At 68.5% G+C, this 14,245-nt stretch carries 14 protein-coding genes; 5 read left to right on the top strand and 9 right to left on the bottom strand.

Annotated elements, in window-relative coordinates; translation table 11 throughout:
- Window positions 1–65 precede the first annotated feature (65 nt).
- Window positions 66–1,928, top strand: coding sequence for a glycosyltransferase (locus IEY88_RS21230; protein ID WP_229693595.1), 1,863 nt, complete (start codon window positions 66–68; stop codon window positions 1,926–1,928).
- Between the two features lie 17 nt (window positions 1,929–1,945).
- Here IEY88_RS21230 and IEY88_RS21225 read toward each other — a convergent pair whose 3' ends face one another.
- The 8 genes from IEY88_RS21225 to IEY88_RS21190 all read right to left on the bottom strand — a co-directional run bounded on the left by IEY88_RS21225 (window position 1,946) and on the right by IEY88_RS21190 (window position 9,066).
- A complete protein-coding gene (locus tag IEY88_RS21225; protein WP_373294152.1) occupies window positions 1,946–2,749 on the bottom strand; it encodes a carbohydrate ABC transporter permease in 804 nt (267 codons plus the stop codon).
- A 5-nt stretch (window positions 2,750–2,754) separates the two neighbouring features.
- Window positions 2,755–3,630, bottom strand: a complete 876-nt coding sequence (locus IEY88_RS21220; protein ID WP_189156511.1) for a carbohydrate ABC transporter permease — start codon at window positions 3,628–3,630, stop codon at window positions 2,755–2,757.
- Complete coding sequence (locus tag IEY88_RS21215; protein WP_229693594.1) at window positions 3,627–4,856, bottom strand: ABC transporter substrate-binding protein; 1,230 nt, start codon at window positions 4,854–4,856, stop codon at window positions 3,627–3,629. The genes IEY88_RS21220 and IEY88_RS21215 overlap by 4 nt, the downstream gene beginning before the upstream one ends.
- Before the next feature lie 141 nt (window positions 4,857–4,997).
- Window positions 4,998–5,900 (bottom strand): galactofuranosyltransferase GlfT1, encoded by a 903-nt coding sequence (glfT1, locus tag IEY88_RS21210; RefSeq protein ID WP_189156510.1) that lies wholly within the window; start codon window positions 5,898–5,900, stop codon window positions 4,998–5,000.
- Window positions 5,901–5,903: 3 nt separating this feature from the next.
- Window positions 5,904–6,704 carry a galactan export ABC transporter ATP-binding subunit Wzt/RfbE gene (gene wzt / locus IEY88_RS21205; RefSeq protein WP_189156509.1) on the bottom strand — a complete coding sequence of 267 codons (801 nt, stop codon included), beginning with the start codon at window positions 6,702–6,704 and terminating at the stop codon, window positions 5,904–5,906.
- 16 nt (window positions 6,705–6,720) lie between these two features.
- Window positions 6,721–7,641 carry a galactan export ABC transporter permease subunit Wzm/RfbD gene (wzm, locus tag IEY88_RS21200; protein ID WP_189156508.1) on the bottom strand — a complete coding sequence of 307 codons (921 nt, stop codon included), beginning with the start codon at window positions 7,639–7,641 and terminating at the stop codon, window positions 6,721–6,723.
- A 59-nt stretch (window positions 7,642–7,700) separates the two neighbouring features.
- Window positions 7,701–8,531 carry a class I SAM-dependent methyltransferase gene (locus tag IEY88_RS21195; protein WP_189156507.1) on the bottom strand — a complete coding sequence of 277 codons (831 nt, stop codon included), beginning with the start codon at window positions 8,529–8,531 and terminating at the stop codon, window positions 7,701–7,703.
- A gap of 58 nt (window positions 8,532–8,589) precedes the next feature.
- Window positions 8,590–9,066, bottom strand: coding sequence for a bacterial proteasome activator family protein (locus IEY88_RS21190; RefSeq protein ID WP_229693593.1), 477 nt, complete (start codon window positions 9,064–9,066; stop codon window positions 8,590–8,592).
- 91 nt (window positions 9,067–9,157) lie between these two features.
- Here IEY88_RS21190 and IEY88_RS21185 point away from each other — a divergent pair, with 91 nt between their 5' ends.
- Both IEY88_RS21185 and IEY88_RS21180 read left to right on the top strand, forming a co-directional pair.
- Window positions 9,158–10,357, top strand: a complete 1,200-nt coding sequence (locus IEY88_RS21185; RefSeq protein ID WP_189156505.1) for a cysteine desulfurase-like protein — start codon at window positions 9,158–9,160, stop codon at window positions 10,355–10,357.
- A 19-nt stretch (window positions 10,358–10,376) separates the two neighbouring features.
- Window positions 10,377–11,021, top strand: coding sequence for a class I SAM-dependent methyltransferase (locus tag IEY88_RS21180; protein WP_189156504.1), 645 nt, complete (start codon window positions 10,377–10,379; stop codon window positions 11,019–11,021).
- On the opposite strand, the gene IEY88_RS21175 is transcribed toward IEY88_RS21180, so the two are convergent.
- Window positions 11,005–11,970: an NAD(P)H-quinone oxidoreductase gene (locus IEY88_RS21175; RefSeq protein WP_189156503.1), complete on the bottom strand. Its 966-nt coding sequence runs from the start codon at window positions 11,968–11,970 to the stop codon at window positions 11,005–11,007. The genes IEY88_RS21180 and IEY88_RS21175 overlap by 17 nt on opposite strands.
- Window positions 11,971–12,015: 45 nt before the next feature.
- Here IEY88_RS21175 and IEY88_RS21170 point away from each other — a divergent pair, with 45 nt between their 5' ends.
- Both IEY88_RS21170 and IEY88_RS21165 read left to right on the top strand, forming a co-directional pair.
- Window positions 12,016–12,648: a GNAT family N-acetyltransferase gene (locus tag IEY88_RS21170; protein WP_189156502.1), complete on the top strand. Its 633-nt coding sequence runs from the start codon at window positions 12,016–12,018 to the stop codon at window positions 12,646–12,648.
- A gap of 78 nt (window positions 12,649–12,726) precedes the next feature.
- Window positions 12,727–14,232: a M28 family metallopeptidase gene (locus IEY88_RS21165; RefSeq protein ID WP_189156501.1), complete on the top strand. Its 1,506-nt coding sequence runs from the start codon at window positions 12,727–12,729 to the stop codon at window positions 14,230–14,232.
- The last annotated feature ends 13 nt before the right edge of the window (window positions 14,233–14,245 follow it).

Genomic DNA, 14,245 nt, shown 5'->3' with positions numbered 1-14,245 from the left:
AACGCTGCACACGGGCGGCCCGGGATCATTCCGGGCCGCCCGTCCTACTGACAGGGGATGGGTCCGTGGACCAGAACTGCGTGCTGCAACGGGTGATCCTGCCCCGCGACGAGGACCCGCTCGACGTCCGTCCGCTCTACCTGGACGAGCCGGACTCGGTGCACTGCCACGTCGCGTCCCGCCGCAGCACCACGGTCCCCCCGTCGGCGAAGGTCTCCTTCTCCACGTACTTCAACGCTTTCCCCGCCTCCTACTGGAAGCGCTGGACGACCGTCGACGAGGTCGTGCTGCGCCTGGCGGTGCGCGGCACCGGCCGGGTCGACGTGTACCGCTCGCGTCCGTCCGGCGACATCATCCACATCGAGGGCCGGTACGTCCGTGACGCGGACGAGTGGACCGACGTCGAGTTCACCGTGCCGCTCAAGCCGTTCGAGGACGGTGGCTGGATCTGGTTCGACGTCTTCACCGACGACGCGCCGCTGGAGATCCGCGAGGCGGCCTGGACCGTGCGCGAACCGTTGCCCCCGCAGAAGGTCGCCATCGGCATGGCGAGCATGCGGCCGGTCGACGCCGTGATCGCGTTGCACGCGCTGGGGGAGGACCCGGCCGTGCTCGACGTGCTCGGCAAGGTCTTCGTCGCCGACCAGGGGCCCGTGAAGCTGCGCGACACCGAGGGCTTCGCGGAGGCGGCGGCGCTGCTCGGCGACAAGCTGCAGGTCATCGAGCAGGACAACCTCGGCGGTTCCGGCGGCTTCACCCGCGGCCTGTACGAGGCGATCGAGCACACCGACGTCGACCAGGTCATGCTGATGGACGACGACATCCGGCTCGAACCGGACGCGCTGCTGCGCTCCAACGCGTTCGCGCGCGCCGCCGCCGAACCGGTGATCGTCGGCAGCCACATGCTGAACCTGCACTCGCGCGCGCGCCTGCACAGCTTCGCGGAGATCGTCGACCTGAACACGTGCTTCTGGCGCGCGGCACCGGGCGCGGTCACGGACCACGACTTCGCCACGGACTCGTTGCGGGACACGAAGGAACTGCATCCGCGGATCAACGCCACCTACAACGGCTGGTGGATGTGCCTGTTCCCCCGCGAGGTCGTGCGCCGCATCGGCTACCCGCTGCCGCTGTTCATCAAGTGGGACGACGCGGAATACTCGCTGCGGGCGCTGGAGCACGGGTTCCCGACGGTGTCGCTGCCCGGTTCCGCCGTGTGGCACATGCCGTGGACGGACAAGAACGACTCGACGGACTGGCAGGCGTACTTCCACACGCGCAACCGCCTGATCCTCGCCGCGCTGCACAGCCCGCACGACGTGAAGAACGGCATCGTGAAGCACGGCCTGAAGCTGTCGCTGCGGCACCTGCTGTCGATGGAGTACTCGACGGTCATGTTGCAGCAGAAGGCGATCGAGGACTTCCTCGCCGGGCCGTCGCTGCTCTTCGACTCGCTGCGCACCGCGCTGCCGGAGGTGCGCAGGCTGCGCGCCGAGTACTCCGACGCGCAGACCCTGCCCTCGGCCCGCGAGTTCCCGCCGCCGACGTTCGACCAGGTCCGCGCCGAGGCCCTGCTGCAGCCGTCGACCTCCAAGGTCACCACGGCCAAGCGCGCCGCGAAGTCGTTGCTGCACAACTTCAGCAGCCCCGCCCCGGACGCCGCCGGACGTCCGCAGATGAACGTGCCGGCGCTCAGCGCCCGGTGGTTCCTGCTCGGCAACCTGGACAGCGCGACGGTGTCCACCGCCGACGGCACCGCGGTGGCGTTCTACAAGCGCGACCCGAAGGAGTTCCGCGCGCTGGCGGCGCGGGCGGCCCGCAACTACCGCCGTCTCGGCCAGGAGTGGGACCGCATGACGCGGGTCTACCGGGCCGCGCTGCCGGAGCTGACGTCGACGGAGTCGTGGCGGAAGGTGTTCGAGCGCTGAGACCGGTGGCCTGGGCATCAGCCCTTGATCCCGGTCTCCGTCACCCCGCGCACCAGCCACCGCTGCATCGCCACGAACACGATGACGAGCGGGGTGATGGAGACCGCCGCCGCCAGGAACAGCTCGTGCACGTTGATCGACTGAGCCGTGAGGAACGTCGACAACGCCACCTGCACCGTCCACGAGTCCTGGTCCTGGGCGATCACCAACGGCCACAGGAACTGGTTCCACGACGTCACGAACGCGATCACGCCGAGCGCCGCGAAGAACCCGCGCGAGTTCGGCACGACCACGCGCCAGAACGTGCCCCAGTGCCCGAGACCGTCGATCCGGGCGGCCTCCTCCAGTTCCCGCGGGAAGTTCAGGAAGTACTGCCGGAACAGGAACGCCGTGAATCCGCTGAACAGCCCGGGGATCACCAGTCCGCGCAGGTCCGAGACCCACCCCAGGGTCGACACGACGACGAACGTGGGCACGAACGTCACCGCCGCAGGGATCATCAACGTGGCGACGACGAAGTAGAACACCACGTTGGCGTACCGGTACGGGATCCGCGCGAGCCCGTAGCCGGCCAGCGAGCACAACAGCAGCTGCCCAGCCGTCTGCAACACCGCCACCACCAGCGAGTTCACCATGCTCCGCACCAGCGGCACGGCTGGGTTGCCGAACAGCTCGCCGAAGTTCTCCCAGCGCACGGCCGAAGGTAGGAAGGTCCACGACGGAGCGCTGATCTCCGACTCCGCCACGAGCCCGTTGCGCACGACGAGGTAGAACGGCACGAGGAACAACACGGCCGCGATGCTCAAAGCGAGATACCGCAACGCTTTCACCGTCGGACCGCCCTTCCCTGCAGCAGCGTGACGCCGACGATCAGCAACGTCAGGATCACCGCGCCTGCGCTGCCGTGCCCGAAGTCCTGACCTCCGCTGCCCAGAGCCGTGTAGTACAGGTAGATCAACGGCGGCCGGGCGAACGGTGGGTAGCCGCGGTCGGTGCCGAGCACGTTGTAGAACTCGTCGAAAGCTTGGTACGCACCGATCAGAAGCAGCAGCAACACCGCGACCGACGTCGTGCGCAGCTGCGGCAGCGTGACGAACCGGAACGCCTGCCACGACCGTGCGCCGTCCAACGCCGCCGCCTCGTACAGCACGGCAGGAATCCGTTGCAGGCCGGCGATGAACAGGATCATGTAGAACCCGAGCTGCAACCAGAGCCGCAGCGTCACGAGCACGAGCCAGTACCAGGGCGGTGACGTGGAGACCGTCCACGCCACCGGATCCGCGCCGAACCAGCCCAGCACCGTGTTCGCGAGACCGGACCGCAGGCCGTTGAAGATCGACAGCTTCCACACCAGCGACGCCACGACGTACGAGCACGCCGTCGGCAGGAAGAACACCGACCGGAAGAACGCCTGCATGAAGCTGATCTGGCTGACCAGCAACGCCAACGCCAGAGCCAGCACGAACGTCAGCGGCACGATGAACGCCGCGAACACGCTGAACGTGCCGAGGCTGCTCAGGAACGGCCCGTCGGTCAGCATGTCCGCGTAGTTGCGCAGCCCCACGAACTCCGTCGGCGTCACCGTGTTGCGCGCGTCGAAGAACGACAGCAACAGGCTCCAGCCGATCGGCACGTACACGAAGACCAGCAGCCCGGCGGCGAACGGCCCGACGAACAGCCAGAACGCGCGTCCGTTCCTCATCCGTACAGGCGCTTCAGCTCGTCACGGGCAACGCCCGCGGCGGCCTTCAGCTCGGCGTCGGCGGGAGCGCCGTCCCGGACCACCCGCGACACGGCGTCGTTGAACGCCGTGCGCATCACCGAGGTCCAGTCCGGCGGGTTGGACGCCTTTGCGTTGTCCCGCACGAACTTCACCGCGTCGGCCGCCGGCCTCGAGGTCAGCTTCGAGGCCTTCTCCGAGATGCTCTTGCGAGGCGGGATGTGGAAGCCGTAGCTGAGGTTGAAGTCCTCCTGGTAGTCGGTCTTCTCGATCCACAGCCACTTCACGAAGTCCTTGGCCTCGTCGATCCGCTTCGACTTGGCGTTGACCATCGCGCCGAACGCCCCGACCGGCACGCTGGGCTTTCCGCTGCTGCTCAGAGCGGGGAACGGCAACACGCCGAAGTCGTCGCCCAGCGCCTTGACGACCGCCGGCACCGCCCACAACCCGGTCCACTGCATGGCGACCAGGCCCTGGACGAACGCGTCCGGCTCCGCCCAGTCCTTCACCGCTCCCAGCAGCAGGCTGCCGCTGGTGTAGAGCTCGCGGAGCTTGCCGACCGCCGTGGCCGCAAGGGGATCGTCGAACCCGACCTGGCGGTCCCGCACGTAGTCGAGGCCCGCCGACCACAGCGCGGGCCCGCCCAGCACGCCGCCACCGCCGTCGTTGCCGGCGAAGAGGCCCTTGACCGAACCCGTGGTGAGGCGTCGCGCCGCGTCGACCAGCTCGTCCACGGTGGACGGTGGCTGGACTCCGGCCTGCGTGAAGAAGCTCTTGCGGTAGAACAACATCTGCATGTCCACGGCCTGCGGTACACCGTAGATCTTCCCGTCGACGGTGTGCGTCGCGAGGATCGACTCGGAGAAGTCGGACTTGGCGTCACCGAAGACGTCGTCGAGCGGCACCAGCTGGCCCGCCCTGACCGAGCTGAGCTGCGGGGTGGACTCGAAGACGTCCGGCCCGCCGCCGGACAGCAGGCTCGTCGCGAGCTTGGAATCGTAGTCGCCGGGGTTCCACTGCACGTCGACCGGAGTCTTCGCGTACGCCTTGGCATAACGCTCGACGGCCTGCTGCACGCCGGGCTCGCCGTACGCGTGGTACCACTGCTTGAGGGCCTGGCCGTCGTCGCCTCGGCCGGTGTTCGAACCGCACGCCGCGAGCAGCGCGCTCGCGCCGGCGAGTGAAAGAAGTCTGCGTCGGGAGATCACTCATCCCGTCTTACTCCGATCACGCGAAGTGCGCGAGTGGTTACTCGAAGTGCGCGACGAGTTCGCTCATGCCGTTCGGCGAACCGCGTTGCGGTGACGGGCTGAGGGCGGTCCGCTCCGAGCGATCCCGCCCCCAGCAGATCACTTGCGGAAGAAGCGCTCCTGCCGACCGAGGCGCACGAGCTTGATCCACTCGAAGAACGCCTTCGGATCCCGTTTCACGGCCAGGAAGTACAGCCCGAACCGGAGCACCTCGAGAGCACCGATCTTGCGCATGCCCGGCTGCGACAGCAGGTACCCGCGGTTGCGGTAGGTGTAGTACCGCTTGATCGGGTTCTCCGGGTCCTGGGCGTGGAACCTGCCGCCCAGCATCGGCTTGAACTCGTCGGTGCCGTCCGGGTGCACGTACGCGACCCGCAGCGACGTGCCGAACGGCAGCCCGGAGCGGATCAGCCGCCGGTGGATCTCGACCTCGTCGCCGCGGAAGAAGAGCCGGAAGTCCGGCACACCGACGACTTCCAGTGTCGAGGCCCGGAACAGCGCCCCGTTGAACAGCGAGGCGATCCCCGGCAGGAAGTCGGTGCCGAGTTCGGCGGCCGAGCGCTTCCAGGTCAGGCCGCGGCGCAGCGGGAACGCGAGCTTGTCCGGGTTGTCGATGTTCGTGACGACGGGGGAGATCTCGGCGAGCTTCCGCCGTTCCGCCTCCTCCAGCAGCACGGCCAGCACGTTCTCGTCGGCCGGGCGGCCGTCGTCGTCGGCCAGCCACACCCACTCCGCGCCGAGGGACAGCGCGTGCAGGATGCCCAGCGCGAAGCCGCCGGCGCCGCCCAGGTTGCGGTGCGACGGCAGGTACGTGGTGGGCAGCGGGCACTGCTCGACCAGGTCGCCGACCGGCTGGTCGGGACCGTTGTCGACGACGACCAGGTGGTCGGGAACGCGCGTCTGGGTCGCCAGGGCCTTCAACGACTCGGCCAGCAGCTCCCTGCGGTGGCGGGTGACCACCACCGCCACGACGGAGCCCTTGGGCAGTGCCTCGGGGTTCATGCTCTACTCGCCACCGTTTCCGCTGAGGACGGGGGTTTCCTCGTGCGGGTGCATGCGCTCGAAGGGGTCGAAGCCCTTGTACGCGGTCAGCACCTCGCGAAGGCTTCCGAACATCTTGACGTGGCCCTCGTCCATCCAGATCGCCTTGTCGCAGAACTCCGCGAGGAATTCGTCGGAATGCGTCGCGAACACCAGAAGACCAGAACGGGCGACCAGGTTCTTGAGGCGGTCGCGCGCCTTCGCCATGAACGCCGCGTCCACCGCGCCGATGCCCTCGTCGAGCAGCAGGATCTCCGGGTTGATCGACGTGACCACGCCGAGGGCCAACCGGACGCGCATGCCCGTCGAGTACGTGCGCAGCGGCATCTGCAGGTAGTCACCGAGCTCGGTGAACTGCGCGATGTCGTCGACGCGGGATTCCATCTGCTTGCGGCTCATGCCGAGGAACAGGCCGCGGATCATGATGTTCTCGTACCCGGAGATCTCCGGGTCCATGCCGACGCCGAGGTCGAAGACCGGCGCCACCTTGCCGACGATGCGCGACTGGCCGCGGGTGGGCTCGTAGATGCCCGCCAGCAGGCGCAGCAGCGTCGACTTGCCGGCGCCGTTGTGGCCGACCAGGCCGACGCGGTCGCCGTCCTTGATCGACAGCGTGATGTCGTGCAGGGCTTCGATGATCGGTACGCGGCCCTCTGAGCCGATCTTGCCGCCGACCTTGCCGAGCGCGAGCTTCTTCAGCGACCTCGACTTCGCGTCGAAGATCGGGAAGTCGACCGATGCGTTCCAGACGTCGATGCTGACCATGGGGTGTCGACCTCCTCTAGACCCAGTAGGAAACGCGGGCGCGGTAGTTGCGCAGGATGACCAGTGCGAGCATCCAGCCGACCACGGTGAAGCCGCCGACGACCGCCCAGTGGTGCCAGTCGACGGTGTGACCGAGCAGCGGGGCGCGGACGATCTCGACGAAGTGGTACACCGGGTTCAGCTCCGCGATCCACATGCGCCAGGCACCGTCTTCGGGGTCGCCCTTGACGACCTTCGTCAGGATGCTCGCGTCCCAGACGATCGGCGTCATGAAGAACACCAGGTTGATGAAGCTGTTCACGACCGGCGGGATGTCGCGGAAGCGCGTGCTGATGACACCGAACAGCAACGAGACCCACACGGCGTTGACCGCCAGCAGGACGAAGCCGGGGATGGCCAGCGCGATCGTCCAGCTCAGTCCGGGCTGGAGCGGGCCGTTCTCGGTCATCCGGTACGGCTCGGAGAGCGTGCCGAAGAAGATCAGCATGACGATCACGTAGATCACGAGGTTGTGCAGCAGGAACAGGATCTGGCGCCACACCATGCGCATCACGTGGACGGTGATCGGCGCCGGCAGGTGCTTGATCAGCCCCTCGTTCGCGATGAACACGTCCGTGCCCTCGGTGATGCAGCCGAGGATGAAGTTCCAGACGATGAAGCCCGCGGTGATGTACGGCAGGAAGGCCGGCAGTTCCGCGCCGAGCAGCACCGAGTACAGCAAGCCCAGCGCCAGCGCCGTGGTGCCCATCGAGATCGTGATCCACAACGGCCCGATGACCGAACGGCGGTAGCGCTGCTTGATGTCCTGCCAGCCGAGGTGGCCCCACAGCTCACGGTGGTCCCACGCCTCCCGCACGTCAGCGAACGCGCGTTTGAAGCTGCGCGACTTGACGGCAGGGGGCGCCTCTGCTTGGTCGAGCGTACTGGTGGCTTGCACGAGGACTGAGCGTACCGGCGACCGATGAGCGGCATGCTCACCGGTCGGTCACGGTGCGGTCAGACCTTGATCACTTTGACGATGACCTGTTCGTGGTCGTAGGTGTACCCGAGGTAGTCGAACTCGACGCCGTGCGCGGCGACGTGCTCCAGCCAGGCCTTGTGCTCGTGCTCCTGCCACTGCGGGTAGTTGAAGTACTCGTCGAAGACGATGATGCTGCCCTCGACCAGGCGCGGTCCGACCAGGTCGAGAACGGTCTTGGTGGACGAGTACAGGTCGCAGTCGACGTGCAGGAACGTCACGGGGCCCTCGTGGTCGGCGAGGAACTTCGGCAGCGTCTCGTCGAACCACCCGGCGACGAGCTCGGCGCCCGGCACGTCCGGCAGGCCGTCCATCGTGAACGTGCCGGCGGGGAACCCGTTGCGCCAGTTCTCCGGCAGGCCCTCGAAGGAGTCGAAGCCGTAGACGCCGGAACCCTCGCGGGCGTTCGCGATGATCTTGAGCGTGCCGCCGGTGTAGACGCCGAACTCGAGCGCCATGCCGGCCTCGGGTGCCTGTGCCAGCGCGAACTCGAGGGTCTCGTGCGGCGAGCCGAAGTGCGGGACCCGCGGCATGTTCTTGTGCACGAACTGAGCGCTCTGCGACGAGGCTTCCCGGTCCGCCGCGAACACGATGTCGCGGCGGGCCCGCACCTCGTGGCCGACGGTGTGGTCGACGATCCGGTTCGCCTGCTGGGCGACCTCGTCGCGCAGCCCGTCCAGCTGGACCTGGATGCGGGCGATCTGCTCCTGCTGCGGCTTCAGGGCGTCCTGGATGAGTTCGATGGCCTTGACACGAAGCTTGTGACGAAGCTCCTTGGCCTGCAGGCCTTTGCGGACTTTGTCGAGCACGAGGGCTCCTCTCCAGAACGGTCAGCGCGCATCGTAGAGCCAAACCCGCCCGGTTCAGCTAGAGGTACTGACCCGTCCCTTTGCCTGTTGTTCCGCCTTCGTTACCTTCGCCGCCGCTGCCGGCGGGCAACGCGCGGCCGCGCATCTGCTCCAGCTGGGCGCGCGCCGCCATCTGCTGGGCGAACAACGCGGTCTGGATGCCGTGGAAGAGGCCCTCGAGCCAGCCGACGAGCTGGGCCTGGGCGATCCGCAGCTCGGCGTCGGACGGGGTGCCCTCCTCGGTGAACGGCAGCGAGAGGCGCTCCAGCTCGTCGCGCAGCTCCGGCGCGAGGCCGTCCTCGAGCTCCTCGATCGACCGCTTGTGGATCTCCTTGAGACGGTTGCGGCTGGCCTCGTCCAGAGGTGCCGCGCGGACCTCCTCCAGCAGCTGCTTGATCATCGTGCCGATCCGCATGACCTTGGCCGGCTGTTCGACGAGGTCGGCGATGTCGCCGTCCTGGCCGCCGACGATTACGACGGGCTGCTCCTGGTTCATGGTCTCCATCCTCGCGTGATTCACGTTTTCGAAACCAATCGGGGTGGGGCTGGTCGTCGCCGTGTTTGCTCGCCTACGTACGGTGTTACTCATGGCGTTCGACGTCGCACGGGTACGAGGGCTCTTCCCCGCGCTCGGCGACGGCTGGGTACACCTCGACGCACCCGCCGGCATGCAGGTGCCCGAACAGGTCGCCACCGCCGTCTCCACCGCGCTGCGCGCCCCGGTCTCCGGGCCAGGAGGCATCTTCCCCGCGTCCCAGCGGGCGCAGGGCATCGTGGACGCCGCCCGCAGGTCCGTCGCGGACCTGGTCGGGGGCGACCCCGCCGGAGTCGTTCTCGGTCCCTCCTCGGCCGTGTTGTTGCAACGCCTCGCCGATGCGATGACCGACGACTGGTTCATGGGCGACGAGGTCCTGGTTTCCCGCTTGGACCACCCGGCGAACATCGCACCGTGGTTGCGTGCGACTCAGCGGACCGGCAGCGCGGTCAAATGGGCGGAGATCGACATCGAGACGTGCGAGCTGCCGAGCTGGCAGTTCGACGAGCTCGTCACCGACCGCACGAAGCTGATCGCCATCACGGCGGCGTCCGGTGTCGTCGGCACGCGGCCGGACCTGGGCAAGATCTCCGCGGTGGCACGCGCGCACGGCTCGCTGATGGTGGTCGACGCCTCGTCCGCGGCGCCGTTCGTGCCGTTGGACATCGTTGGCATGGGTGCCGACGTCGTGGCTCTTTCCGCTGGTCAGTGGGGTGGTCCGCCCGTCGGTGCGCTGGTGTTCCGCGACCCGTCGGTGCTGGAGCGGCTGCCGTCGGTCTCGGTCGACCCGATGGCGCGCGGCCCTGAACGACTGGAGCTCGGCCCGCACGCGTATCCGATGCTCGCCGGGCTCGTTGCGTCCGTCGAGTACCTCGCGGACCTCGACGACGCGGCGTCCGGCACGCGCCGTGAGCGGGTGTTGACGTCGCTGGGATCCGTGAAGGCGTACCAGGCCGGGCTGCTCGCTAATCTGATCAACGAACTGCGCTCGCTGCGGCACGTGATGGTGATCGGCGACGCCATGCGACGGGTGCCCGCGCTGGCGTTCTCGATCGCCGGGGTCAAGGCGGAGGACGGCGTCGAACACCTCGCGTCCCGGGGTGTCTGCGCGTTCGCCGACCCTGGCCAGTACGGCGTGTTCTCGGTGCTGGGCGTCGGCGAGATCGGCGGCGCCATCCGCATCGGGCTGGCGCACTACACGAACGCGGTCGAGATGGACGACCTGGTCCGGGCGGTGGCCGAACTGGGCTGAGGGATTCGGGAGAGCACCTGTGGACGACTCGCTGGCTCGCGAGCTCGCCGACCTCTCGGCCCTGCAGCGCCTCGGCTCCCTGGACACCGAGTACCTCCCGCAGCTCGCCGGCGACCTCCGGCCGTCGGCGCTCGTCGCGGTGATGGACGAGATCGTGCTCGGCGCCCGCACCGTCCTGGTGGCACTGGGTTGCGGCTCGTCCACGGTCCTGCTCGCGCGTTTGTTGCAGCAGCGCGGTTTCGGGCACCTGTTGTCGATCGAGCACGACGAACGCACGGCTGCTTTCGTTGCGTCGCAAATAAGACGTGAGGGTCTGGGTTCGGCCGCCCGTGTGGTGCACGCGCCGTTGTCGCGGCATCCGGCGGCGTTGTCGCGGCACGGCCAGTGGTACGCGCCGCAGCAGGTGCACGACGAAGTGCTCGGGTACGTCGAGAAGTTCGGTCTGGTGGACCTGCTGCTCGTGGACGGGCCGGGGTCCGGTGACTCGCGGTATCCGGCGATGCCCGTGCTCAACGCCGTGCTGGCGCCGGGGGCCACGATGCTGGCCGACGACGCCGACCGGCCGGACGAGCAGGCGGTGCTGACGCGGTGGTCCGAGGAGTTCGGGCTGGAGTTCCGCACGGCTCCCCGGACCACGCTGGCCGTGGCTACCGGTCTCGCCTGAGCAGGACCTTCCCGAAGACGTCGCTCGCCTCCAGCAACCGGTGCGCCTGCGCGGCGTCCGACATCGGCACGACCTGGCCGACGATCGGCTTCACCGCGCCGCTCTCGATCAACGGCCACAGGTGTTCGCGGACCTGGGCCACGATCGCGCCCTTGCCGTCGACGGTCCGGCCGCGCAGGCCCGTCGCCATCACCGACGCCCGCTTGGCGAGGAGCTTGCCGATCGGCAGTTCGCCCTTCACGCCGCCCTGCATGCCGATGATCATCAACCGGCCGTCCGGCGCGAGGACGTCGATGTTGCGGGGGAGGTAGGAGGCACCCATGTTGTCGAGGACGACGTCGGCCTTCCCGACCTCTTCGACGAAGTCCTGGGTCTTGTAGTTGACCGTGATGTCGGCGCCGAGCTCCGCGCACTTCCGCAGCCGCTCGTCGGAGCCCGCCGTGACCGCGACGGTCGCGCCGAGTGCCTTGGCGACCTGGATCGCGTGCGTGCCGATGCCGCCCGCACCGCCGTGCACGAGGAACGTCTCGCCGAGCTTGAGCCGGCCGTCCATCACGACGTTCGACCAGACCGTGCACGCGACCTCGGGCAGTGCGGCGGCCGTGACGACGTCGACGCTCTGGGGGACCGGCAGCACCTGGACCGCGGGCACGACGACCTTCTCCGCGTAACCACCGCCGGCCAGCAACGCGCACACCTCGTCGCCGACGTGCCAGTCCGTGACGTCCTCGCCGACCGCCGCGATCGTGCCCGAGCACTCCAGCCCGATGACGTCCGACGCGCCCTTGGGAGGCGGGTACAAACCCTGCCGCTGCAACAGGTCCGCGCGGTTGACCGCACTCGCGGCGACGTCGATCAGCACCTCGCCCCTGCCGGGGGACGGGTCGGCGACCTCGGTCCACTCGAGCACGTCCGGGCTGCCGGGTTCGCGAACAGTGATGGCATGCATACAGTCGACCGTAATACTGTTCGACAGGTCCGGCACCATCGGATCATGGACGCCTGGCCGCTACGACACCTCGTTCTCCGCACCCCGCGCCTGGAGCTGCGCCCGGACGACGACGCCGGTCTGTTCGAGCTCGTGCGCGTCGCTCAGGCAGGCGTGCACGACCCGTCCGAGATGCCGTTCAACGTGCCGTGGACCGACACCCTCGCCGACGACGGCGGGCTCGGGATGCTCCAGCACTTCTGGGGGACGCGCGCCCGGTTCACCGCGAAGGACTGGGTGATCACGTTCATCGTCCGGCACGAGGGCCGGGTGATCGGCGTGCAGGACGTCGGCGCGCGCGAGTTCGAGGTGCTGCGCGAGGTGAGCACCGGCTCGTGGCTGGGCAGGGAGTTCCACGGCCACGGGTTCGGCACGGAGATGCGTGTCGCCGTGCTGCAGTTCGCGTTCGACCACCTGGGCGCGCGCATCGCTCGTTCGGCGGCTTGGCAGGGCAACCACGCGTCGAACCGCGTCAGCGCCAAGCTCGGCTACGTGCACGACGGCACGATGGGCCTGGCTCCCCGCGGAGAACGCCTTGAGCACGTGCGATTGCGTCTGGACGAGGCGAATTTCGTGCGCCCGGAGTGGAAGGTCGCGGTCGAGGGACTAGCGGAGTGTGTTCACCTGATCACCAGCTGAACTCCCGCCGACCGACGGATTGTGTCCCGCGTCTCCTTTTTGTGAGGGTGCAGCCATCTCGAACGAAGGGGAACGTTCATGTCCGGCAGAACCAAGCTGGCGGCTGTGCTTGCCATCTCGGCACTAGTCGCTGCCCCTACCGCAACGGCGTCCGCCGCCGCAGACCCGGCGGGCCCCGCACTCGCCAAGAAGCTCGCGAAGAAGGTGACCGTAGAGGGTGTCAACCGGCACCTGATCGCGTTCCAGCGCATCGCCGACCGCAACGGCGGCAACCGCGCGGCCCTGACCCCCGGCTACGACGCGAGCGTCGAGTACGTCGCGGGCAAGCTCCGCGCCGAGGGCTTCATCGTCACGACCCCGAACTTCAGCTTCGACGTCCCCGTCACCGACGCGGAAACCGCCCGCGTCGACGGCGTGAACTACCAGGCGATCGTCATGACCGCCTCACCCCAGACCCCGGTCGGCGGCATCACCGGCCCGCTGCGCGTGGTCCCGGAGGACGCCACCACGGGTTGCGAGGCAACGGACTTCGCGAGCCAGAGCTACACCGGCAGCGTCGCCCTCATCCGCCGAGGCGGCTGCACGTTCGAGCAGAAGCACCTCAACGCGGCCGCGGCGGGCGCCATCGCCGTGCTCGTCTCGAACAACACCGCGGGCCCCCTGTCCAACGTGACGCTGACCAACCCGGGCCTGATCCCGACCGGCGGCATCTCCCAGGCGGACGGCACCACGCTCGCCGGCAAGGCAGGCGCCGCGGTCACCGTGGACATGCGCTACCACACCGAGACCCGCACCCAGCGCAACGTCATCGCCGATACCCGCACCGGCCGCAAGAACAACGTCGTCATGGCAGGCGCCCACCTCGACAGCGTCGAACTGGGCGCGGGCATCAACGACAACGGCACCGGCTCCGCCGCACTGCTCGAAACCGCACTCCAGCTCGGCTCCCGCCCGAAGGTCGACAACGCCATCCGCTTCGCCTGGTGGGGAGCAGAGGAGCGCGGCCTCATCGGCTCCGAGGAATGGGTCCGCTCGCTGACGTTCGAACAGCAGCTGGACATCGCCCTGTACCTGAACTTCGACATGGTCGGCTCCCCGAACGCCGCGTACTTCATCTACGACGGCGACGACTCCGACGCGGTGGGCGCGGGCGCGGGCCCGTACGGCTCGGCCCAGATCGAAAAGGCCTTCGCCGACTACTTCGCCGCCAAGGGCGTCCCGACCGAGGGCACGGACTTCTCGGGCCGCTCGGACTACGGCGAGTTCATCGCCCAGGGCATCCCGGCCGGCGGCCTCTTCACCGGCGCCGAGGGCGTCAAGACCGCGGCCCAGGCCGCCAAGTGGGGCGGGACGGCCGGCGTCGCCTATGACCCGTGCTACCACTCGAAGTGCGACAACCTCGGCAACGTCGACCGCGTGGCTCTGGGCCGCAACGCCGGGGCCATCGCGTTCGTGACCGCCGCCTACGGGGTGTCCACTGAGGACGTCAACGGGGTGCCGCCTCGTTCGAAGCGAGCTGAGGCCCGTTCGGCGGCTTTGAAGTCGGCTTCGCACGACGACCACTCGCACGCGGCCGTCTCGTAGTCAGCTGTTTGAT

Origin of the sequence: Lentzea pudingi (assembly GCF_014646255.1) — a bacterium.
Classification (GTDB): Bacteria; Actinomycetota; Actinomycetes; order Mycobacteriales; family Pseudonocardiaceae; genus Lentzea; species Lentzea pudingi.
The sequence above is the reverse complement of the archived record's forward strand: the minus strand, read 5'-3'. Positions and strand labels throughout refer to the sequence as shown.

What these genes read in the sequence shown, in the direction of transcription:
- IEY88_RS21220 (WP_189156511.1), bottom strand. Translation starts at nt 3,630, where the DNA reads ATGAGGAACGGACGCGCGTTCTGGCTGTTCGTCGGGCCGTTCGCCGCC.
- glfT1 (WP_189156510.1), bottom strand. Translation starts at nt 5,900, where the DNA reads ATGAACCCCGAGGCACTGCCCAAGGGCTCCGTCGTGGCGGTGGTGGTC.
- wzt (WP_189156509.1), bottom strand. Translation starts at nt 6,704, where the DNA reads ATGGTCAGCATCGACGTCTGGAACGCATCGGTCGACTTCCCGATCTTC.
- IEY88_RS21190 (WP_229693593.1), bottom strand. Translation starts at nt 9,066, where the DNA reads ATGAACCAGGAGCAGCCCGTCGTAATCGTCGGCGGCCAGGACGGCGAC.
- IEY88_RS21185 (WP_189156505.1), top strand. Translation starts at nt 9,158, where the DNA reads ATGGCGTTCGACGTCGCACGGGTACGAGGGCTCTTCCCCGCGCTCGGC.
- IEY88_RS21175 (WP_189156503.1), bottom strand. Translation starts at nt 11,970, where the DNA reads ATGCATGCCATCACTGTTCGCGAACCCGGCAGCCCGGACGTGCTCGAG.
- IEY88_RS21170 (WP_189156502.1), top strand. Translation starts at nt 12,016, where the DNA reads ATGGACGCCTGGCCGCTACGACACCTCGTTCTCCGCACCCCGCGCCTG.
- IEY88_RS21165 (WP_189156501.1), top strand. Translation starts at nt 12,727, where the DNA reads ATGTCCGGCAGAACCAAGCTGGCGGCTGTGCTTGCCATCTCGGCACTA.